Source organism: Micromonospora sp. CA-248212, from assembly GCF_050948405.1.
Taxonomy (GTDB): Bacteria; Actinomycetota; Actinomycetes; order Mycobacteriales; family Micromonosporaceae; genus Micromonospora.
Genome location: NZ_CP192023.1, coordinates 1,529,651 through 1,549,308 on the forward strand (window position 1 = coordinate 1,529,651; position 19,658 = coordinate 1,549,308).

The 19,658-nt window shown below is 68.8% G+C and carries 32 protein-coding genes; 22 read left to right on the top strand and 10 right to left on the bottom strand.

What is annotated here, in order from left to right; translation table 11 throughout:
- From ACQP03_RS07425 to ACQP03_RS07440, 4 genes are read left to right on the top strand one after another with little or no spacing between them, the layout of a single operon-like run.
- Entirely contained in the window at positions 1–264 is a 264-nt protein-coding gene (locus ACQP03_RS07425) for a hypothetical protein (protein WP_433460663.1), read from the top strand.
- Positions 261–521 (top strand): hypothetical protein, encoded by a 261-nt coding sequence (locus tag ACQP03_RS07430; RefSeq protein ID WP_433460664.1) that lies wholly within the window; start codon positions 261–263, stop codon positions 519–521. The genes ACQP03_RS07425 and ACQP03_RS07430 overlap by 4 nt, the downstream gene beginning before the upstream one ends.
- Positions 518–823: a hypothetical protein gene (locus ACQP03_RS07435; protein WP_357130782.1), complete on the top strand. Its 306-nt coding sequence runs from the start codon at positions 518–520 to the stop codon at positions 821–823. Before ACQP03_RS07430 ends, ACQP03_RS07435 begins: the two co-directional genes overlap by 4 nt.
- Positions 820–999 carry a hypothetical protein gene (locus ACQP03_RS07440; protein ID WP_357130779.1) on the top strand — a complete coding sequence of 60 codons (180 nt, stop codon included), beginning with the start codon at positions 820–822 and terminating at the stop codon, positions 997–999. Before ACQP03_RS07435 ends, ACQP03_RS07440 begins: the two co-directional genes overlap by 4 nt.
- A 31-nt stretch (positions 1,000–1,030) precedes the next feature.
- Here ACQP03_RS07440 and ACQP03_RS07445 read toward each other — a convergent pair whose 3' ends face one another.
- Positions 1,031–1,228 (bottom strand): hypothetical protein, encoded by a 198-nt coding sequence (locus ACQP03_RS07445; protein WP_433460665.1) that lies wholly within the window; start codon positions 1,226–1,228, stop codon positions 1,031–1,033.
- A gap of 252 nt (positions 1,229–1,480) precedes the next feature.
- Complete coding sequence (locus ACQP03_RS07450) at positions 1,481–2,245, bottom strand: GntR family transcriptional regulator (RefSeq protein WP_357130770.1); 765 nt, start codon at positions 2,243–2,245, stop codon at positions 1,481–1,483.
- A 111-nt stretch (positions 2,246–2,356) separates the two neighbouring features.
- Between ACQP03_RS07450 and ACQP03_RS07455 the strand changes: the two genes are divergently transcribed.
- The 17 genes from ACQP03_RS07455 to ACQP03_RS07535 all read left to right on the top strand — a co-directional run bounded on the left by ACQP03_RS07455 (position 2,357) and on the right by ACQP03_RS07535 (position 15,160).
- Positions 2,357–4,225 (top strand): DUF2637 domain-containing protein, encoded by a 1,869-nt coding sequence (locus ACQP03_RS07455; RefSeq protein WP_433460666.1) that lies wholly within the window; start codon positions 2,357–2,359, stop codon positions 4,223–4,225.
- A gap of 95 nt (positions 4,226–4,320) precedes the next feature.
- Positions 4,321–4,662 carry a hypothetical protein gene (locus tag ACQP03_RS07460; RefSeq protein ID WP_433460667.1) on the top strand — a complete coding sequence of 114 codons (342 nt, stop codon included), beginning with the start codon at positions 4,321–4,323 and terminating at the stop codon, positions 4,660–4,662.
- Between the two features lie 29 nt (positions 4,663–4,691).
- The gene (locus ACQP03_RS07465; RefSeq protein WP_433460668.1) at positions 4,692–4,949 is read left to right on the top strand and encodes a hypothetical protein; all 258 of its coding nucleotides are present in this window, start codon (positions 4,692–4,694) and stop codon (positions 4,947–4,949) included.
- Positions 4,949–5,161 (top strand): hypothetical protein, encoded by a 213-nt coding sequence (locus tag ACQP03_RS07470; protein ID WP_433460669.1) that lies wholly within the window; start codon positions 4,949–4,951, stop codon positions 5,159–5,161. Before ACQP03_RS07465 ends, ACQP03_RS07470 begins: the two co-directional genes overlap by 1 nt.
- 140 nt (positions 5,162–5,301) lie before the next feature.
- Complete coding sequence (locus tag ACQP03_RS07475; protein WP_433460670.1) at positions 5,302–5,583, top strand: hypothetical protein; 282 nt, start codon at positions 5,302–5,304, stop codon at positions 5,581–5,583.
- Positions 5,580–5,867, top strand: a complete 288-nt coding sequence (locus ACQP03_RS07480; RefSeq protein ID WP_357130752.1) for a hypothetical protein — start codon at positions 5,580–5,582, stop codon at positions 5,865–5,867. The genes ACQP03_RS07475 and ACQP03_RS07480 overlap by 4 nt, the downstream gene beginning before the upstream one ends.
- A gap of 20 nt (positions 5,868–5,887) precedes the next feature.
- The gene (locus ACQP03_RS07485) at positions 5,888–6,310 is read left to right on the top strand and encodes a hypothetical protein (protein ID WP_357130749.1); all 423 of its coding nucleotides are present in this window, start codon (positions 5,888–5,890) and stop codon (positions 6,308–6,310) included.
- A 3-nt stretch (positions 6,311–6,313) separates the two neighbouring features.
- Positions 6,314–8,248 (top strand): hypothetical protein, encoded by a 1,935-nt coding sequence (locus ACQP03_RS07490; protein WP_433460671.1) that lies wholly within the window; start codon positions 6,314–6,316, stop codon positions 8,246–8,248.
- A gap of 89 nt (positions 8,249–8,337) precedes the next feature.
- A complete protein-coding gene (locus ACQP03_RS07495) occupies positions 8,338–10,779 on the top strand; it encodes a hypothetical protein (protein ID WP_433460672.1) in 2,442 nt (813 codons plus the stop codon).
- Positions 10,776–11,423 (top strand): hypothetical protein, encoded by a 648-nt coding sequence (locus ACQP03_RS07500; RefSeq protein WP_433460673.1) that lies wholly within the window; start codon positions 10,776–10,778, stop codon positions 11,421–11,423. The genes ACQP03_RS07495 and ACQP03_RS07500 overlap by 4 nt, the downstream gene beginning before the upstream one ends.
- Complete coding sequence (locus ACQP03_RS07505; protein WP_433460674.1) at positions 11,420–11,743, top strand: hypothetical protein; 324 nt, start codon at positions 11,420–11,422, stop codon at positions 11,741–11,743. Before ACQP03_RS07500 ends, ACQP03_RS07505 begins: the two co-directional genes overlap by 4 nt.
- Before the next feature lie 234 nt (positions 11,744–11,977).
- Positions 11,978–12,283, top strand: coding sequence for a hypothetical protein (locus ACQP03_RS07510; protein WP_433460675.1), 306 nt, complete (start codon positions 11,978–11,980; stop codon positions 12,281–12,283).
- Between the two features lie 66 nt (positions 12,284–12,349).
- Complete coding sequence (locus ACQP03_RS07515; RefSeq protein ID WP_433460676.1) at positions 12,350–12,793, top strand: helix-turn-helix domain-containing protein; 444 nt, start codon at positions 12,350–12,352, stop codon at positions 12,791–12,793.
- A gap of 168 nt (positions 12,794–12,961) precedes the next feature.
- Complete coding sequence (locus tag ACQP03_RS07520; RefSeq protein WP_433460677.1) at positions 12,962–14,164, top strand: helix-turn-helix domain-containing protein; 1,203 nt, start codon at positions 12,962–12,964, stop codon at positions 14,162–14,164.
- A gap of 332 nt (positions 14,165–14,496) precedes the next feature.
- A complete protein-coding gene (locus tag ACQP03_RS07525; protein ID WP_433460678.1) occupies positions 14,497–14,739 on the top strand; it encodes a hypothetical protein in 243 nt (80 codons plus the stop codon).
- A gap of 101 nt (positions 14,740–14,840) precedes the next feature.
- Complete coding sequence (locus ACQP03_RS07530) at positions 14,841–14,969, top strand: hypothetical protein (RefSeq protein WP_433460679.1); 129 nt, start codon at positions 14,841–14,843, stop codon at positions 14,967–14,969.
- Complete coding sequence (locus ACQP03_RS07535) at positions 14,966–15,160, top strand: DUF397 domain-containing protein (protein WP_433460680.1); 195 nt, start codon at positions 14,966–14,968, stop codon at positions 15,158–15,160. Before ACQP03_RS07530 ends, ACQP03_RS07535 begins: the two co-directional genes overlap by 4 nt.
- A 241-nt stretch (positions 15,161–15,401) precedes the next feature.
- Here the strand turns inward: ACQP03_RS07535 and ACQP03_RS07540 are convergent, their stop codons facing one another.
- The 4 genes from ACQP03_RS07540 to ACQP03_RS07555 all read right to left on the bottom strand — a co-directional run bounded on the left by ACQP03_RS07540 (position 15,402) and on the right by ACQP03_RS07555 (position 16,838).
- Positions 15,402–15,575: a hypothetical protein gene (locus tag ACQP03_RS07540; protein ID WP_433460681.1), complete on the bottom strand. Its 174-nt coding sequence runs from the start codon at positions 15,573–15,575 to the stop codon at positions 15,402–15,404.
- A gap of 244 nt (positions 15,576–15,819) precedes the next feature.
- The gene (locus ACQP03_RS07545; RefSeq protein ID WP_433460682.1) at positions 15,820–16,098 is read right to left on the bottom strand and encodes a hypothetical protein; all 279 of its coding nucleotides are present in this window, start codon (positions 16,096–16,098) and stop codon (positions 15,820–15,822) included.
- The gene (locus ACQP03_RS07550) at positions 16,098–16,481 is read right to left on the bottom strand and encodes a hypothetical protein (RefSeq protein ID WP_433460683.1); all 384 of its coding nucleotides are present in this window, start codon (positions 16,479–16,481) and stop codon (positions 16,098–16,100) included. The genes ACQP03_RS07545 and ACQP03_RS07550 overlap by 1 nt, the downstream gene beginning before the upstream one ends.
- 9 nt (positions 16,482–16,490) lie before the next feature.
- A complete protein-coding gene (locus ACQP03_RS07555) occupies positions 16,491–16,838 on the bottom strand; it encodes a hypothetical protein (protein ID WP_357130719.1) in 348 nt (115 codons plus the stop codon).
- Positions 16,839–16,927: 89 nt separating this feature from the next.
- Here ACQP03_RS07555 and ACQP03_RS07560 point away from each other — a divergent pair, with 89 nt between their 5' ends.
- Complete coding sequence (locus ACQP03_RS07560) at positions 16,928–17,254, top strand: hypothetical protein (RefSeq protein WP_433460684.1); 327 nt, start codon at positions 16,928–16,930, stop codon at positions 17,252–17,254.
- Here ACQP03_RS07560 and ACQP03_RS07565 read toward each other — a convergent pair.
- From ACQP03_RS07565 to ACQP03_RS07580, 4 genes are all read right to left on the bottom strand, one after another.
- Positions 17,251–17,742, bottom strand: a complete 492-nt coding sequence (locus ACQP03_RS07565) for a hypothetical protein (protein ID WP_357130713.1) — start codon at positions 17,740–17,742, stop codon at positions 17,251–17,253. The genes ACQP03_RS07560 and ACQP03_RS07565 overlap by 4 nt on opposite strands.
- A 112-nt stretch (positions 17,743–17,854) precedes the next feature.
- Positions 17,855–18,139, bottom strand: a complete 285-nt coding sequence (locus ACQP03_RS07570) for a hypothetical protein (RefSeq protein ID WP_357130710.1) — start codon at positions 18,137–18,139, stop codon at positions 17,855–17,857.
- A 29-nt stretch (positions 18,140–18,168) separates the two neighbouring features.
- Positions 18,169–19,059, bottom strand: coding sequence for a hypothetical protein (locus tag ACQP03_RS07575; protein ID WP_433460685.1), 891 nt, complete (start codon positions 19,057–19,059; stop codon positions 18,169–18,171).
- A gap of 13 nt (positions 19,060–19,072) precedes the next feature.
- Positions 19,073–19,603 (bottom strand): hypothetical protein, encoded by a 531-nt coding sequence (locus ACQP03_RS07580; RefSeq protein WP_357130704.1) that lies wholly within the window; start codon positions 19,601–19,603, stop codon positions 19,073–19,075.
- Positions 19,604–19,658 lie beyond the last annotated feature (55 nt).

Consider the following 19,658-nt stretch of genomic DNA (forward strand, 5'->3'; position numbering starts at 1 on the left):
ATGGCCGACAAGAAACTGACCCCCGTGCAGCTCGCGGTTCTCCGGGCCGCCGCAGACGGCAACCTGTACCGCAGCGAGTCGATCAGATCTCTGTACAAGTCGTTCCGCTCCGACACCCACGCCAACGTCACCCGGCAGGCCGATGCACTGGCCGACCTGAACCTCATCCGCATCGGCGAGCAGCGGGGCGCCCAACGGCCGTGGCACATCGAGCCGGACGGGTTGAAGGCACTCGCCGACTACGACGCGCAGGTGCAGCAGTGACCAAGGATGAGGCGCTGTCCGACCTGGCCGCGCACCGCACCAACACCGCCCCCGAACGCGCCCAGCTCGAACGGGAGAAGCAGCGCCTCGACGCCCTCGACATCGAGCATGTGGCGGCCTGCCGGAACGCCGGGGTGACGTGGCAGGCGATAGCCGACGTGTTCGGGGTGGCGCAAGAGACCGTGATCAAGAAGTACAAGCCGAAGCTGACCACCGAGACGCGAGTACGGCCCAAGACCAGCAAGGAGGCAACATGACCGACTCGACCGAGCACGCCGCCACCGCCCGAGCCCACGCCGCCGCCTGGTTCGACAAGCACTTCACCCTCAACGGGTTCACCCCCATGAGCCCGGCCGAGCTGGCGCGACGTGCCGAGTTCATTCGCGCCGCCGAGCCCCGCCCCGGTGCGACAGTGCCGCCGATCGCCACTACCTGCGACTCGTGCGGGCACAGTCAGATCGAGGAACTGAAGTGGCTCGGCGAGAGCGGTGCGACGGCCCTGTGTATCGACGCTCTCGCATGCAAGCAGCGGAAGGGCAGCAACGGGGGGACGTCGTGACCATGTGGAAGAAGCTGAGTTTCAGCGACCGCCTGTTCTGGACCGGCATCGTCGCCCTCGTGATGTGCCTCGCCGCGGCCGGGCACCCGCGAGTGCAGAACGGGTTCGCGGCGGCCGGCATCGTCCTGCTCCTCGCCCACGCGTGGACGAAAGGCACCTCCGGCCCACGGCGTTGACCGCCCAGCCATGATGCGTGGGATGGGCGACTCACTCGCAGCCGTCGACCGCGCCCCGCTGATTCGCCTCGCAGCAGTCCGCCCGATGCTCGTACACCGGCAGATCCTCGCCCCGCCGGTTGGCCCGCTCACCGGTCCGCTCGTACAGGCACGCGCCGGCTACGACCGTTTCCCCGCCGTCGTCGATCACGCGACCGTCGGCGGGACCATGCCTGAGCAGCACCTTCACGCACGTGAGCGTAGCTCGGTCATCGCCCCGTACCCGGATGCAGGCTCCGCTTTGACTACCTGCAATCGCACGGCCGGCCGACCCGGCAACGCGGGTGGAATCCTCGAACAGGGCAAGAGGTGCGTTCCCGCCACGGTAGGAGGAGCCGACACGACGAAGCCCCGGACGGATGACCGTCTGGGGCTCAGTGCAACTTTGGCGGCTGCACGACCGGTCTACGGCAGCAGCGCGTCCCGCCACCGCCACACCAACTCACAGCGGGATGTCGTACTCCAACTGCACCCCATCGCCCGGATACACGATCTCCCGGGCCACCTCCACCACCCTGTCCCCAGCCAACATCCGTCGAGTGATCGCCAACACCGGGCCGGCGGACATGCGCAACACCTCCGCCTCCCTCGGTGTCGGCATCCGTGACTCTACGGTCTCCTTCACCTGAGTCACCGTCACCCCCAGCGACGCCAAGTGTCCGATCGCCCCGCCCGGCGCCGGCTCCGACCCTGGCCCGGCAACGGGTGTGCCGTCGACCATCTCCGCCAGGTAGTAGGACGTCGACATGTGGGTGGGCCAGCCGTCCTTGCGGAACACCAGATCGCGCCGCACCACGGGTGTTCCAGCGGGAACCTCGAACAGGTCGGCAACCTCGGCTGGCGCGTCCTCGCGGGTGATGACGAAGTCCGGCTTGTGCTGCTCCCACGTCAACCCGTAGTCGTGGGTCACCGACGTTTGAGGGGCCTCCGGCGTTGACTGCTGGTCCGCCCGGTATCGGGACGACGCGACCCGGCGGGGTTCGACGCGGGGGCGAACGTAGGAGCCGCGGCCTTTGATGGTGTGGATGCGACCCTTCGCCCTGAGGACGTCGAGGGCTTGCCGGATGGTGTTGCGGGCGACCTTGAACTCTGCGGACAGGTCGTGGTCGGAGGGGAACGGCATGCCATTGCCGATGATGCCCGCGTCTATTCGCCGCCCGAGTTCGTCTGCGATTTGGGCGTAGCGGGGGCGCGGGTCGTCTGGCATGCAGGTCACCTTACTGACCGATCTTGCAAGATTCGCATCACCTGTAAGGACACCACGCCACACCATCCCCTGTCTAGACACGCCAGCATAGTCATGTGTATGGTCGATGGCGTGACCCAAACGGCCAGCATCACGTTCATCCCCGACCCGGGGGAGTCGGTCTACACGACCGTGCCCAGCACCCCGGCGCCGGAGACAAGCGGCTGGGTTGACGGCGTCAACCTCTGGCTCGGCAACACCTTCCCCGCCTGGGTGTGGCCCCTCATGTGGCTCACCACCGCCGGCCTTCTCTTCGCATCCCTGCTCGTCGTACTCGGACGGCTCCGCAAAGCCCACCGCGCCAACCCGCCCGGAACCGGAGCGTCAACCAAGAAGCTCGGCGCCCTGTTCGGCGTCGCCGTCGGCTTCGCCATGCTCCTGTGGGCGGGCGTCCTCATCGGGTCCGGCAAGAACCTGATCGGCTGGGCGCGCGACACCCTCGAATGGCGTGACGGTTGGGACTGGCTGGTGCCGGCCACCCTCGACGGTGTCGCCATCGCCTTCGCCATCCTCATGTTCGCCGCAGTCCGAGCCGGACGGCCTGCCAACCGCGCCTACCGGGTGGTGTGGACCGCCACCATCGCCTCGGCCGCCATCGGGTTCTCCCACGAATACGACGGCACCACCAAGACGATGCTCGCCGCGATCTACCTGGGCCTGCTCGCTTTGGGTGCGATGGCGATCCTGCACGAACTGTTGGATCTGTTCCGCTCGCACACCGAGAAGAAGGCGGCCCGTGTCAGCCCGGTGTTCGGGCTGCGGTGGGTCACCTACACCCCCAACACGGTGTGCGCGTGGCTGGCGTGGCAGAACCACCCGCCGCGTCCGCTGTCCGCCCACCCCACCGACGAGCAGATCGTCTGGTACGGGTCGGTGCGCCACGCGGTCGCCCACCTGGAAACGGTGCGGCGCGCGAAGCGCATCGCCCAGTTCCGCATCGACGAGCAGACCCGCACGACCGGCGCTCCGGTGTGGCTGGTGAAGGTTCCCGCCGTTCGCAAGCTCACCGCCACCGTCACCGTCCAGCAGGCGGAGATGGCGGAGATGTCCGCGCGCCTCGACAAGGTGGCCGCCGACTTCACTGCGGAGAAGGCCCGCGCCGACGCGGCGGTGCAGCGCGCGGAGGAGCAGGCCCGCAACGCCGCCCGCGCCCTCGCGGAGAAAGCCACCGCCGAAGGTAAGGCCGCCGACGCGCTCCGGCAGGCGGAGAAGTCCCGCACCGACGCCGCCGCGACCGTGCACCGCACCGAGAGCATCGCCGACCGCCGAGTCACCGCAGCCCAGGCGGAGCTGGCGCACAGCGCCGCCCGGCTCGACCAGATCGAGCGGCAGTGGATCGCGGCGAAGCAGGAAGCCGCGGTTCTCGCCCGGCAGCTCACCGACGCGCAGTCGGAGACGCACACCGCCCGCCTCACCGCCGACCGTGCGGAGAAGACGGCGGCGGCTCTCCGGTCGGCTCTCACCGAGGCGGCGGAGAAGCACGCCGCTGAACTCACCGAAACCACGAACCGGCTTCGCACCGAGATGGCGGAGAACGAGGCTCGCATTCGCGCGGAGATGGGCACGGTGAACCTCACCGCCTACCGCGCCGGAGAGCGGAGGAAGCCCAGCACCGGGCAGCGGAGCAAGCCTTCGGAGAAGAACACCGCCCCGTCGAACGCGGCGCGGATGAGTGACGAAGAGGCAGTTCAGGCGTTGTTCTCCGCCGACATGGACCCCGACCGCGTCTGGAAGCAGGACGAGGTTCGTGGCGTCACCGGTGCGGGCTTCGGGCGCATTCCCCGCCTACTCAACGCTCTCGCGGAGTTTCACCGCACCGACGAGGCGGAGCGCCTGCGGAGTGCTGCGAGGCGATCGACGGCGGAGGGCACGGAGATGGCCGGAGGAAACGTGAGTGGAGAGGGGGCGGAGATTGCTCGACCTGTCGCACATGCCGGATGACGTTCACCGTGACGCGCTGGCCTACCTGCGGGCGTTGTGGCCCGAGTACCCGAAGACCCCACACCGACTGATCACCGAACCGGAGGAGGAAACCGATGAGCACCGAGACCCTGCCCGCCCGCACCACCCGGCCGACGATCGCCGTCCAGCTCGACGAGGCACCCGCTCCGTCGTCCGGTGAAGTGCTGGAACACGCCCATGTCCAGCGGCAGTACCGGGACTGGCGGCAGACCGGAACCAACCTGGCGCTCGCCGTCGCGGCACCCGCCGCCGCTGGCAGCGTCTTCCTGTTCGCCGCCGACCGGCACCTGCTGGTGGCGAAGGTGCTGACGGTCATCGCCGGGCTGCTCGCGCCGACCGCCCTCGCGCTGCACCGCGACTTCACCGCGTCGACCCGCCGCCTGTGGGTGTATGTGACCGACCCCGACACGCCCTGACCTGCGCAAACACTGAAGGAGACAGTCAGATGCCGAAGACGTACGAGCTGCGGGTGTTCCAGGGCCGCCGGGAGGTTGACACCCCCAACCGGCTCCGCGACGTCCTCGACCTGGACGACGCGCGGGGCACGAACGTGCGGCTCACCGGGCATCTGCTGGCTGCCGCCGAACGTGCCGGTCACGGCCGGGACCGGGCGCACCTGTTCCACCTGGACGTGCACGAGGTGCGCGGCGAGCGGGCCGAAGGTCGGGCGTTGTTCCAGTTCAGCGTGCCGGTGGTGGCGTGATGTCCGTCCGAGCGTTGAACCGCGCCGCCGACAACCGGGCCACCGCGAACACCTTGAAGATCGCGCGGGCGGTGTCGCCGTACGAGCGGCTGCGGCACGCCTTGGAGTGGGTGATGGCCGAAGCCCGAGCCATGAACCGGGACGACGTGCCCGCCCTCGCCGACCGCATCAGCGGGGTTGCCCGCGAGCTGAACGAAAGGAGCCGTCCGTGACTGAGAGTGTTGTGGCACTGCCACATGGCAGTGCATCACGGGGGGTTGACAGCCCGCGCGCGTCTGGGCGCGCGAGGGTCAACGAGAGTGTAACCCGCCGTGATCGGCTTCGGGCTGCGGGGGCGGTCCGTCCGGTCGCCGTGACCCGCCGGATCGGCCGGGTCATGTACCTGGACGCCGCCGATTCGTGGATTGTTCGCGAAGCCACGCCGTCGATCCGGCAGGTGTGGGCCACCGACTATGCCGCCCTGGCGAAGATCGACTACCTGCCGTTCCGGCTGTGGTGCCGGGGCTACCGGTATGCGGCGGTGTCGTCGGCGGCTGTCCTCGACGGCGTGAAGTGGATGCTGATCCACCCCGTCCGCGGACCCCTGTTCCTCACCGCCACCGGTGCCGGTGTGGGGGCGGTGGTGTGGGGGTGAGCGCCATCGGATCGTTCCTGCTGAACTTCCTGCACGACCTCAACACCCTGGCGACCATCGCCGGGGCCGCCGCAGGCACGTTCCTCACCACCACGAACGCCACCCGCCTACTGCGGTGGTACGTGGAGCGCGTCGAGAACAGCCCGTGGGTTGACCGCTGGCGGCTGCACGCCGTCCGCACCTTCTTCCGTCTCGCGGTGGGTGTGACCTGCCTTGTGGTGTTCGGCCCGAACGCGGTCGCGCTCGCCGCTGACATCCTCCACGACCTGACCACCGTCATCTGACCTCTCGAAAGGAGCAAGCCATGGAATTCGGAACCCGAGCAGGTGCGGTGGTCATCGCCGCCGCCCTGCTGTTCTGTGCTCTGCGTTTCCACAAGTCAAGCAACCCGAAGGGCAAGAAGATCGGCACGGCGTTCGCGTTCGTTGCCGGGCTGGCCACCCTCGCGGCGGTCGTCGGTGACTGGATGGGTGTTCTGTCGGACTTCTGGGCCAGCGTCATCGTGGCGTTGATGTTCATCGCCTTCGTTGTGCTCGTCGTCGACTGGGCGATGGACAAGCGGCCCGACAAGCCGGCGTTCTGGGCTGCGTACGCCCTGCCGACGTTGCTGGTGGTGGGGATCGTGCAGATCCCCGCCGTCGGTAACCAGATCGGTGACGGCGGTAAGCAGGTCGCCGACCAGATGTCGAAGGTCGGCGACAAGCCGGCCGGCAAGTCGGGGAAGTAGCCGATGATCTCGATGATGATCGGCGCGATGATCCTCGCCCTGTGGGTGAAGGTTGCCGCGGAGACTGCCGGCGACCTGGTGACCACGTTGCGGGCGTCGAAGGCCGGTGAGTGGTCGCTGATCGACAAGCAGCGTGACCGTAAGGCCGCCAAGGCGCAGTCCCGCCGGGAGGCCATGTCGAAGGCGTGGCAGTCGACCCGGGCGGCCCGGAACAGGAAGGCCGGCGGCACGGGCCAGTACCGGCCGGGTATGGCCGCCTACCTGGGCGACGTCTACCACGGGGTGTGGGAAGACCAGTTGGAGAAGCGGAAGGCGAAGCGCGCCAGCCGCCCGCAGGTCGGCCCGGATGGGAAGCGTCCCGCGCCGTCGCGGATGGACCGTGCGGTGGAGGGCAAGGTTGAGGCCCAGCGGACGAAGACCGGCTACACGGGTCGGATCAAGCAGGCAGGGCGGCTGCTGATCGACCCGGTGGGGGAGGGTCGGCAGCCGTCGGGGGTTATGCCACCACCGGCCAGCCCGCCGCCCGCTCCCGCCCCTGTCGCCGACGGTCCGCGTACCGCCTGCCAGGTGTGCGGGGACAGCCTCACCGAACGCGACGGCGTGTGGTCGCACCCGGCCGAGTCGACGTGCGAGACAGCCCGACGGCCCGACGGCGGCTACCACGTGCCGTGGCCGGTGAAGCAAGCCGCACCCGAGCTGTACCGGCTCAACCGGGCCGAGGGGCGCAGCGGCGCACTGGGGGAGACGCAGACCGCCCGGGACCTGCGGGGCATGTTCGGGGACCGGTACCCGCAGCACGTGTACGAGCAGGCCGCCGCTGACGCCACCCACACCCCGGCGCCGGAAGGCGGCTGGATGCCGGACCACGACAAGGTGACCCAGGTCGCCCTAGACGCGCTCGCCGACGCCGACCCGGACGGGCACCGCCGGCCGAAGAACCTGGACGACGCGGAAGCGGCGATCGCCCGGATGTTCCCGCGACTCCACCCGGAGGTCATCGCCGAGGCGATGGCCCTCGCCGACAAGGTGCACGGCTGCAACTCGTGCGGCCGGCGGCGCGGGGCAAAGCCGCCGTGTGTGCACCAGCAGGCCGCCGAGAACCGGCTGCGTGAGGCGCGGGCCCGCATGGCCACCACGAACGTTGCAGGCCGGATGTCCGCCGACATGGCCGAACAGCGCAAGCAGCACGGTGCGTGCTCCCGATGCGGAGACGAACCCAACCTGCCCGGCCGAACCGTCGGCGCCGCCTGCGCCCACATCCTCGACCAGCTCGGCACCGCCGCCGAAGCCGAGTGGGCCCGCCTTGACCCGAACCACACCGGTGACTCCCGGCAGGTCGGGCGGGCCGTGTTCGACGCCCTGGCCGCGAACAACACCCACGGGTGGACCCGCGCCGAGATCCAGAACGCGGTCAAGTACTACAAGCACCGCCCGGCTGACCACCTCACCACTGGAACCGAATCAAGCAACGGAGGAACCACCATGAACACAGGAACTGCCGACCTGGTCGACTACAACACTGCCGTCGCCGAACACGAGCGCGCCCTCGAAACCCTGCGGGAGCAGCACGCGCAGGCTGTCGCGTTCGAGCAGCACGCCGCCGGGCTGCTCGCCGCCGTGGAGGCGATGGACGCCAACCGCAGCGAGGTCGCTACCGCGCTCGCCCCCCTGTCGGAGGGCATGGAGGGCAGCCGGTTCGGGGCCGACGCCACGCAGGGTTCGGCTGAGGCGGTATCCGCTCTGACGGCCGGGTCGATCGCTGAGGTGCAGGAGAACATCGAGGCCGCCGTACTGCGCAACGAGCAGTGGAAGGCGGAATTGGCGGAGTCGATCGAGGGCGTGCAGGGGTCGTTGCAGCACGTCAAGTCGCAGTTCGGGGAGCTGGCGGCTGGGGTGCAGGAGACGGGCATCGACGGGCGGGCGTTGGAGGAGCACTGAACTTCCGACGCCACCGGTGCGGGCTGGGCTACGTGCCCGGCCCGTGCCGTGAACGCCGGAGGTTCGGCCTGTGAGGGGAGATGACGACCATGACGTTGAAGACTGAGATGAGGCCGACTCCGCTGCCGCGCCGGGAGTGGAGGGGTAAGGGCCCGCGTCCGCCGGAGGGTGCGGACGGGTGGTCGACGCTGTGGCTGGACGCCAGCGGGATGCCGCAGCACAGCCCGTATCCGGTGCCGGTGGACGAGGACAATCGGCGCACAGCACATGAGCGGTTCGCCTGCTCCCGAGGCAAGATCGAGATTGAGGTTGAGGTAGACGGCAAGCCCGTCAAGCAGGTTGTGGCGTGCGACCAGACGATGTGGCTGTTGCCCGGCGAGAAGACCCGTTTCTGCCCCGACCACGGCTGTGAGATGAGCGCCGAGGCGACTTCCGCGAAGACGTCCGGATTGCCGTGGGGCAAGGTGTGGGACGTCGCCGATGAGCGCGTTCGGGTCGCCGCGGTGACCGCCGCCGCCGGTGTGGTCGGTGCGGTGGATGATGTCGCGGATCTGCCGTGGTGGGGTGACGCCGCAGAGTTCGCGGCGATGCCTGCCGTGGTGTGGTCGTCGTGGTGGCTGACCCGCTGGTGGTTGACGCGTGCGGAGGCGAAGAAGCCCGGCTTCGACCCTGACGATCAGGTGGCGGGAGCCCGCCGCCGTCGGAAGATCGCACGTCGTGCCCGTATCGCCGCCTACGCGGCCGGTGCCGCTGTCGGTTGGGAGCGCATCGCCGACCTGGCCGACTGGACCACCACGTCCGGTCGGGCCGTCGTCGGCATGGCCGCGCTCGCAGGACTGGGTGTGGTGTGCTCCCGCCCCTACCGGGCGTACGTGGACGGCCACCGCAAGACCACGCCCGTTGTGGAGGACGCCCCCGCTGTGGAATCCGCGGCACCGAGCACCCCGCCGGGGATGCGCGCGGCAGCACGGTGGGTTGCCGACGATCCGAACGGGGCGGTGCCGAACACGATCCTGCTGCCCGAGTCGTACCGGCAGGTGGTCGGCGGGTGGGGCATCATCATCCGCGCCACCAAGCCCGGCGCGGTCGCCATCGACATGCTCACCGACCAGTCCGCGAAGGGACGCCTGCGGGTCATTGCCGGCACGTTCGGCGTCAACCGCAAGTACTTCAACTTCGTGGAGCAGGACGACCCCAACGATGTGCTGATGCTGGTGCAGCCGAACCCGCCGCTCGCTCAGGCGAAGGTGTGGGCGGGGCCCGAGTCGATCGACGTCGACAAGGGTGTCGCGTTGACCGGCTACTACATCGATGGCAGCCCCATGTTCGAGCCGTTCTACAGGTATGGGTGGGGTGCCCCGTCGAAGATCGTCACCGGCACCACCGGGTCGGGCAAGTCGGAGAACCTGCGCAAGCAGCTCGTCATCGAACGCTACTTCGCCTACGACGACCCGGGCACCGGGCAGAAGCGCGGCCTGTATGCGAGCTTCCTGCACGACTTCAAGCAGTTCGAGTCGTACGGGGAGTTCCGGCGGGCGGTGCACGCCGCCGGCTCCACCGTCGAAGACGCGTACATCATGAGGGACGCGCTCATCCGTGAGATGAACCGCCGCTACGACATGCTGGCCTCCCATCAGTGGGTCGACAAGAAGGGTCGGCAGCGTGAAGGCGGCATCTGTTGGGATCCGCGCGTTCACGGCCCGATCTTGTCGTGGACGATCGACGAGTTCCACGAGATCGCCAAGGACAAGGAGTTCATCGGCCCGCTGGAGTTGATGGCCCGCAAGCAGCGCGCCTGCGGTATCCGCATTGTCATCGGCACCCACATGGGCACCCTGGGCGACACGGGGTCGCGTGGCCTGCGGGACATGCTGGCCGGCGGGTACGCCCTGTTCGGACGGACCACTGACAGCCTGACGTCCGTTGTTACGGGTGGCACCCTGACGGCGGATCCGCGTCAGTTGCCGAAGCTGCCCGGCATGTGCTTGGTGGCCGATGGTGAGCAGCAGACGATGCACGCCCGGCAGTCGTACATTCCGTCGGACGAGGACGCCCCCGTCAACGTGTACGACCTGCTGTTCGACGACAACAACGAGCCCATCGGCTTCCCGGCGGTGTTGCCGCCGGAGACGTTGGAGGCGTTCGGCCCGGAGTGGGTGGCGTGGGCTGAGGCGGGCAAGCAGTTGGGTGGACGCCCTGCCGGCAATTGGGCGTCGGGTGCCACGGCTGAGGCGGTGCAGACGGCAACGGCCGGTGACGCGGATGTGAAAGGCGCGAAGGAGGCGGTGGCGTCGATCCTGCTTGCCAACGGCGGCCCGATGGATATTGACGCGATCGACGAGGCGTTGAAGCCGTTGCGTGCCCGGGGTGTGAAGTGCTCGACGTCGATGGCGCGGAAGGTGCTGCGGGAGTTGGTGGAGAAGGACAAGTTCGCGTTCAAGCCGAAGCACGGCTCCTACCAGATCGTGGAGCATGTGCAGGAGGATCTGCTTTCGCAGGCCGCCGAGGCTGCCGAGGACGCCGAGCAGTGACCGCGCAGCCTTCGATGCCGGGCACGGACCGCCGTGACTGCGCCCTGTACCGCTTCTGGGTGCGCCACCCGACCATGGGTCGAATCGTCCTCGGGTATGTGGGGGAGACGGTGCGGATGCCGTTCGTGCGGCTGATGGAGCACATCTACGACCAGCCGTGGTCGGACACGATCGTCCGGTGGGAAGTCGACTCGACCGTTTACGCGGGCAAGGCTGCCGTGTTGGCCGCGGAGAAAGCGGCGATCGAGTCGGAGCGCCCGCTGTACAACGTCGAGTGCAACATGGGGAACCCGCTGCGGATCAAGCCGTGGGAGGCGGTGGCGCAACGGCAGGCACGTGAGCCTGGCTGGCAGCCGCCGGTGCGGGGCGCGCGGGTTCCCCGCCAGCGTCGTACCGCCACGGCAGCGAGCACCCCCACGGCCGTCGCCGCCTGGGCTTGGGAGTGGACACCGGAGCGGATCAAGGTCGCGGCGTGGGCTGGCGGCTGGCTGGCGGTCACCTGCGTGGTGGGATGGCAGGCCGCCTCCGGGCCGGTCGCTACCAGTTGGGATGGGATCGCCTACGGCGCCGGCATCGCCACGAGCGCGGTTGGCCTGCTGCTGCCGGGGAAGCGGCGCCGCCGCCGCCGCAGGTCCCGCCGGTGACTGCCGTGGCGTGGTCGTGGCAGGTGCTGGACGGGCGCGGCGAGGTCCAGACGTTCGGCACCGTCGACATGTGGGGGACTGTCGACGAGCAGCGACGACTGGCCGGACGGTGGGCGGCCGACAAGATGGCGTTGCTGCTGTACGACGTGGAGCCGCGGTGGGAACGCCTCACAGGCTGGCGGGTGCGGGTGTGGTCCGACGTGCACCGTGCTGAGGTCGTGTCGGAGGCGGAGGAGTGGTTGTCGGTGCTGCGGGGTGGGCCGTTGGCGCGCATGTCGGACAGGGTGGAGTTGCTGCCTCGGGCTGCTGGGCGGCGCTAGCCTGCGGTTATGCACCCGCCGCACCCGTTGACGCCCGGCGTGACGGTAATCGTCACCCGGCACCTAGGCCCGTTCAAGCGGTGCGCGCGTGGGGGTTGGTCGACTTGGTGGACGCGGCACGGCAGTCGGCGACGCTTGACCGGCGGAGTCACTTGCATTTCCTAAAATAGGAAGCTAGGCTTTGGTTGTCAGGTCAGGGGAGCAGCCCCAGACCACACCGGAAGGAACCGGCCAATGCCCAACTTCGTCGCCGCCCTCACCAACGTCTCCGACTGTGTCGTCGGCGACTACTGCGACGTCAGCGTCATCACGTCCGAAGTCGTCGGCTACCGCGAAGACAGCGAAGGCAACGAGATCCCCGAGTACGGCATGACGGGCGACGTGGCCATGGAAGCGATCGAGACCAACGTTCGCACCGACGGCGACATCGGCGACGCCCTCACCGAGGCCGACGCCATTCTCCGTAACGCCGGCTGGGACCGGGTTGGCGAGTGGGAGCCCAGCCAGAACGCCTACTACGCCGACGTGCGGCGCTCCTGACCTACCCCATCACCCTCAGCGCGGCCCGGTGCGTCTGGGCCGCGCTGATGCGCAAGGAGGCACGCGGTGACCGAGTACACCGACCCAACCGATATGCCCGAGGACGAGCGCATGACTGACGCCGAGTTCCGGGTCGTCCGCGAGCACCTCGGCCTCACCGGCGATTGGCTTGCCGGCCACCTCGGCGTTTCCGCCCGCACCGTTCGCCACTGGGAGCAGGGTAAGTACCCGATCCCCGACGGCGTCCGGCTCGCCATGGAGGGACTGGAAGCGGAAACTGCGCAGTTCGTCACGGCAATCGTGGGAACGCTGCTCGCTAGCAACGAAACCGACCTGGTAGTGCTCACCTACCGAAGTGATGCCGACTATCGCGCCGCCCACCCCGATCTGGACTGGCCTGCGTCATGGCATCGGGCTGTTGTCGCCAGGGTGGCGCAAGAGGTGCCAGCCCTCTCGATCGCCTACGCGCCCGCCGCTGCGATGTCCGCGTCGAGAGAGGCCCGTGCCTGATCGCCAGGCCCCGGAAACGGTGAAAGCCCGGCGGGCAGGCCGGGCTTCCACAAACGACGCGTCGTTGCCACGATGGTAGCAGCCAGCAAAGGCGGCGAGTACCGTCAGTGAGACTGGTCGCGCTCGGGCAGGAGTAGCGACACAACACCCCTCGGGCAGGAGGGCACCATGGCACGCACCGACTACATAGGGCTCCGGGTCGCACGCTGGCGGGACATCGCCGGCCTCACCCAAGAACAGTTGGCCGAACGGGTCGGCTATTCGAACGCCTACATCTCGATGATCGAGAACGGGCAGCGGATCGTCACCAAACGATCCCTGCTAATCGCTCTCGCCACCGCCCTCGGAGTGTCCGTGAACGACCTCACCGGCCAGCCGGAACGCCCACGCTCCCGCGACGACCTGGCCGTGTATTCGGCGGTGCCGTTGTTGCGGGGAGCGTTGGACGACGACCCGGACAGTGCGGACCCGGTCAACGTCGACCAGCTCACCGCCGACGTGGACCGGGCGATGCGAGCCCGCATGATGTGTGACTATCCGACGCTCGCCCGCATCCTCCCCGGGGTGCTCGCCGAGTCGCGGCGACTCTCCGACGGCGGCGACCCGACCGGGCTGGCCCTGTTTGTGCGGGCCGCCGTGTGCGGCGCCCTGGCGATCAAGCCGTTCGGCTATGTGGATTTGGCCGCTCGCTTGTCGGAGCGCGCCGAACATGCCGCGCGCATGCTGGAACGGCCCGCCGAGCTGGCGGCAGCCCGGTTCGCCGCCGCGCAAACCGCCCTCGCCTCGGGCACCGTGGGCGGGCAGCACCGGTCGCTGCGCACCGCGTCCGCCGCCGCCGTTGAGGTGGGCGACAGCGGCGGCGATGACACCACCGCCTGGTACGGGATGCTGCACCTGCACGCAGCCCTGTCGGCGGCGTCCATCGGAAGGGTAGGGGATGTCGCCACCCACCTTGGGGAGGCACGTGCGGCAGCGGGCCGGGTTGCCTCGGATCCGTGGCGGATGGAGTTCACACCCGCGAATGTGGGCGTGTGGCAGGTGGGTGTGGCGGTGGAGAACGGGGAGCCGGAGCGGGCACCCGAGCATGCCCGCCATGTGGACCGCAGCCAGTTGCGCACCGCGAACCGGCTCGTTCGCCTGCACATCGACGCCGGCCGGGGGCACTATGCCGCTGGTGACCATGACCGGGCGGTGCGCCAGTTCCTGGCCGCCGATGAGGTGTCCGCGCCTGAGCTGCGGTCGCGTACGACGGTGCGAGAGATCGTCGCCCAGTTGGTGCGTGACGCCCGCCGGGGCGGGTCGGATGAGCTGCGGGATCTGGCGGTGCGTGTGGGTGTAGACCCGCTCGACCCGGACCACGCCCTGACCTGAGTTAACAGGCTGTGAAGCTACTTGTACTGACATGTTCGTAGGGTCGGAGGGGAAAGGCGCAGCCGCCCGCAGACGGGACGTCGAGGGTGGTTGTAGCCGACCCGAGGTGTGGCGGCCGGGGCAGTCCCCCAGCCTGACCGGCCGCCACCCCCACCCAGCAGGGGGCGTGTCGTGGACATGTGGCGGATGCACAACGGGCGCATAGTGCGCGGCAGCAGTCCGGCGCCGAGAGGCGCAGGCACGAACGCCCGCTTGGACGCCGATCACCTGTTCGCGTCCGGCACGGCGTGGGTTGCCCGCAACCGCGGCCACCGCTACCCGAGGCGGCTGCGGTGATCGTTGAAGCGGACGTGCCGCGCGGCACCCGGCTGATTCTGCTCTCCCACGAGTTCGAGCCCAACCCGACGAACCGGGATGAGGTGGTGTGGGCGGTGGCGGTGCATCGGGAAGCCGACGGGATGGCGACGTTGCGCGGCCATGTGTGCGGCCCGGACGGGGAGTGCGCCGCCGGCTGGTGTTTCGAGGCGCAGGTGACGGTGGCGTCGATCCGCGCGAACCTTGACGGCGCCCGGTGACCGCGCCGACACCCGAGCAGGTGGCCCGCTGGTGGCGGATCCTCGACGAGCATCAACCGCGGTACGGCAGGTGTCCCATCTGCGGCACCCGTAGGTGTTGGGTGCGGGCGGGTGCGCTGGCTGACCTGATCGCCAACGACGTGTACTACCTCGGCGCGTTCAACTCCACCCCCGTGGATACGTCCGGCGGCAACCCGACCGTCGGCGAAGTTGAGGGAGCACGGTCGTGAAACAACCTAAGGGTGTGTGGTTCAAGTCCAGCAAGTCCGGGCCGAACTGCGACAACTGCGTGGAGGTCCGTGACGGCCAGGTGGTCGACGTGCGGGACACGAAAGACCGTCAGGGTCCGATGCTGACGTTCTCGCCGGCCTCGTTCGCTGTGTTCGCGGAGGCTGTCGCTGGCGGACAGTTCGCCCGCTGAGCGATACTCCACCCGACGGAACCGGCCCGAACTCTCCCCCGTTGAGTCCGGGCCGGTTCTGTTTGTGCAGGTCACGGGTATATAGCAGTCGTGGATCGTGAGCATTGGCGGGCGCTCGCGGCACGGCACGGACGCTGCGACGCAGAACCTCGCCGATGCCGCGACTGCTGGGCGGCTTGGCCCTGCCACTACCGGCTGCGCGCCGACAATGAACTCGGGGACCAGTCGCAGGCCGGCAGGTTCAGCGGCCGTTGACCCTCCGCCGCTGGCTGGCGTTGCGCAGGATCACATCCTCAGCCAGACGCTCCACACCTCGCGCCCGCTCCGCCTCCACCTCGGCTGCCCGGCGTGCGCTCGGAGGCTTGCAGGCTTCCCACATCGCGGCCAGGAAGTCACGCCAGATACCACGTGTCATCGTGGACCTCCCAACGGTTACTTGCCTGCCTGCAACGATAGTTGCGTACACGTGCGACTTTCAGTTCCGCAGGTCGATGCTGTCCGTACGGCCCCACCCTTTGACCGCCCCGCTCGACCAACACAGAAAGAGGCCGCCCCAGCTTGTCCTGCCCGCGCGGCGGCGGGGCATACGGACAAGCTGGGGCGGCCAGTCGGTGCCGCCGCTGGGGAGTAGATGCGGCACCAGATCGTGGGGCGGAAGGTCAGACGCGGTCCGGCCAATGCCAACTGCCACCTGCGTCAGGGTGGTCGATGTCCTGGCAACCAGACCCCTCCTTGCATCCGCCACCGTCGGCCAGCGGGTGGAAGAACAGGCCGGTCGGGTTGGCGACCATCAGGCCCACACGGTTGAGGTCGGCGTTTGCGCCATTCGGGTCGTCAACCTCGGTGATCGTGGCGGCACGGCAGCGCTTCGGGAACCTGCCGTCCGCGCTTCCACGCGCAACGTAGTGGACCATCCGGCCCACGCTCGGCTGCTGCATCAGACCAGCCGCTCCGTGGTGGTGCCGTCAATGACCTTGCTGCGAACCACGCCGCCCTGGATCGCCGCCTGCTGCATCCGGGTTTCCTTAAGCAGGCCGACGTAGAAGACGACGGCGAGGCCAAAGTTCACCAGCGTCGCGTAGGCGGCGTCCGCGAAGTTGAACGCCACGTGCGCGTCGAGCGCGAGAAGCCACGCTTCGAGGAACGTCTTCACCGCCGCCACCGCGTACAGGACGAGGCCCTTGCGGAACGCCGACCATGTGGTGCGCATGAACAGGGCGGCGATGATCGGCAGCAGGAACGTGAGCGCCAGCGACAGAACGCCCGCCAGGGTGGGGGCGAACAGGTAGGTGGGCAGTTCGGGCAGGATGACAGAGTCCATGACCCCTCCTCAGGGTTCGGGTGTGATCTCGATGAGGGCACTGCGCGGCCCCGGATAGTGCTCGTTCGCCCAGCCCTGCGGTTGGATCTGAAAGTCGATCGGCAGGCCGGTCATCTGCTGGCCGAGCGTGGCGAACGCGAGGGTGACCGCGCCGAGCTTCGGGTTGGTCTCGCTGCTGGCGTTCTTGCCGAACAGGACGGCGAACTCGTCGTCCGGCAGGATCAGCCGCACGTCAACGTCACGCCACTGCTTCGAGTTCAGCGACGATCCGACCTGGTAGGGGACGTGGCCGAAGTAGTCGCGGACGATCACGCCGAACTTCGTCAGCCAGATCCCGGCCGGCATGCCCGTGCTCATGAAGCCCTCCGGGGATCTTGGATGTAAAGGAAACCGCCCGAACCTTTAAATCGGGTCGGCGGAATGAAAGCCGCCCTACGATCGGCGGCGTGGCAGACGACGGCGAGCGCGTAGACCCGTGGCTGCTCACCGGCCTGCGACGGCTACGCCGCTGGCAGCACGGGCACACCGCCGGATACGGAGCCCGGCATCTCACCCTCGGACAGATGGGCGACGGTCGGTGGCTGGTTGAAGACTCCGACACCGCGCGTGAATCCCGCGCCTACCTCAGCCGGGAGCGCGCAGAACGGCAACTAGCCGAACTGATGTGGGACGGCGACTGGCAGGAAGTGCCCGCCGTCATCGACGCCCGAGGGAGCGCCGACGGGTGGGTGCGGCGGGGCGGCGCGTGGATGCGCGACGATCCCGCCAGCTAGCAGGACTGCGACGGGGGAGGCGGCACCGGATTCTGCCGACGCGCCACATCGTTACGCGCCCGGATGGCGTTGTTCTCCACCCGCGCCGACGCCGACTCCGCGCGCACCTGGGCGACCTCCGTCCGCACCTTCAACAGGTCGCGGAACGCCGCCTGCGTGCCCGCCTCATCACTGCGGGCCATCGCCATCAACACACGATCCAAGGCGTCATCAGCGCGGGCCGCCGCCTCCCGATCCCGGTCGTTGATGCGCCGGTCCGCCTCATCAACCGCACGGTCCTCCGTTGCTGCCTGCGCTCTGGCGGCCGTCGACCGGGCCGAAGCGTCCGCGTACTGGGCGAGACACGAACTGACCCGGGCGTACCCGAACACGAGCGCCCCGATCAGCAGCGCATACACCACCATGCCGGCGGTGATGGCCCGCACCGACCCGGGAGTGCCCAGCCACCTCCACACCCGGCGGGGGGCGAGAGCTTCCGGCACCGTCATCGGGGATCTCCTTGCTGCCTCGTGGTGTGCAGGTAGGCGCGGCGTACAGCCCACCCGATCGCCCAGTAGACGCCTGCGCTGGCTGCGGCGAGCAGGACATAAACGGCCGGGGTCACGGCGCTGACTCCGAGGGTTGCGGCGGCTGCGGCGGCTGCGGCGGGGTGGGTTCCACGGGGCTACCTGTACCCGATCCTGGGCGTGTCCATGGCGTGTACAGCGCCGAATAGGGGGCGAGTGGGATGCCCCAGAACCAGAACGGGGGGAGGCTTTCGAGGACTTTCGCCCCGGAGAGGAACAGTTGGGTCACGGCCGCGCCCGCGTAGATCACCCAGATGGCCAAGACCAGCATCATGATCAGGTCGCGGACCTGCTCGGGCCGGCTGCGGGCGGTGGTCACGCGGGCCCCCGTATGAGTAGTTGGGCTAGTTACTCGGCGACCAGACGTCGGGCGAGTTCGTCGGCGACCTGCCGGGCGATGCTGGGTGGGATCGCGGCGGCGATCTTCTCCGGTGTTAGCGACGCCAACACGCCCTGCACGATGGCGTCTTCGTCGGTGAAGTCCTTCCCGGCGAGCCCCGTCAACAGGGTCTGCACGGCGGTGAGCTGCTTACCGAGCGCCGTCAGCGACGGGAACGTCTGCTGGTGGTCCTTGCCGAAGACCTCGTCGGTGCCGTTGGTCAGCCGGGTGTAGACCTGTCCGATCGGGTTCCGGCCGTCCAGCACCGTCAGGTTCTTGTGCACCGTGGCCAGCCAGTTGTGTTCCTCGGGGGTCATGTCGTCGTCCTCCGTCGGGAGTCCCAGCGCGATCGAAAGGATGCGCTCCATCAGGGCTTTGTTCCGGCAATGCCGGCGGTCAATCGTCAGGTGCCAATGCCAGAGGTGACTACTGTCGGAACTGGCCGCCCGGTCGGCGACGTTGTCCCACCCGTCGACGATCCGGTCGCCGTCGACGTTGCCGTAGAACTCGCGGACCTCGTCCAGCCGTCCGGCCTTCATCGCCGCCAACAGCCGCTTGCACTGGGCGATCATCTGCATGTCGGAGCCGGGCGTGAAGTCCAGGCCGGCGACGTGCCGCTTCTGCTCGGCCGTCAACCCCGACTGCACGGTGTAGGTGCGGCTGGTGCAGTACCGCGACCGCTCGATCCACTCCTGCGAACGGTGGGCGCCGCGCAGATGCGCGTTGTCGCCCTTCGACCCGAACGCCGTGCGGGGCCGGTTCGTGCGGCGGCACAGTTCGTCACCCAACCAGTCGATCTCGTCGGTGACGATCTCCCGCGTCCAATACGACTCGGCCTGCAACTGGGCGTACGTGGCCATTGGCGGTGCCTCCTTAGAGCGGGATCACCAGCACGGACAGGTTGGTGTGCACGTTGTCTAGGCGGATGTCGCCGGTGCTGCCGGTGGGGTACACCCGCTGGGCCTGAAGCTTGAACACGTGGTTGCCGGAGCCGGACAGCAGGCCGGAGGTTTGCTGGCTCTTACCGCCACGCGGCGATCCGCTGGCCGCAGCCACGTTGCCGGGGTTCCAGATCGCCTGGGCGGTCTGGGCGACGGTGTCGACAACAAGCTGACAGATGGCGGTGATGTTGCCGGCGGTCATCAGTTGACCCGCCATCGTCCACGACGCGAAGTACACAGCGGCCGACGTCGGAACGTTGATCGTCACCGTGGTACCGGCCAGGTCCGTCTGGGTGTTCGTCAACGTGTACAGCGACGACAGCGCGCCGTTGCCGACCAGTGGGCGGCGGACCAGCATGGCGGCGTCGACCGCTTCGGCGAGCTGCTGACCGAGCAGCGGCCCGTTGGGCGCGTCGCTGTCGGTCTGGTAGGGGAACGCGAAGTTCGCGGTGGTGCCGGGCATGCGCGCCTCCTGAGACGGGTGGTGGGGGTGGGCTACCGTCGACCCCGAGGCGATC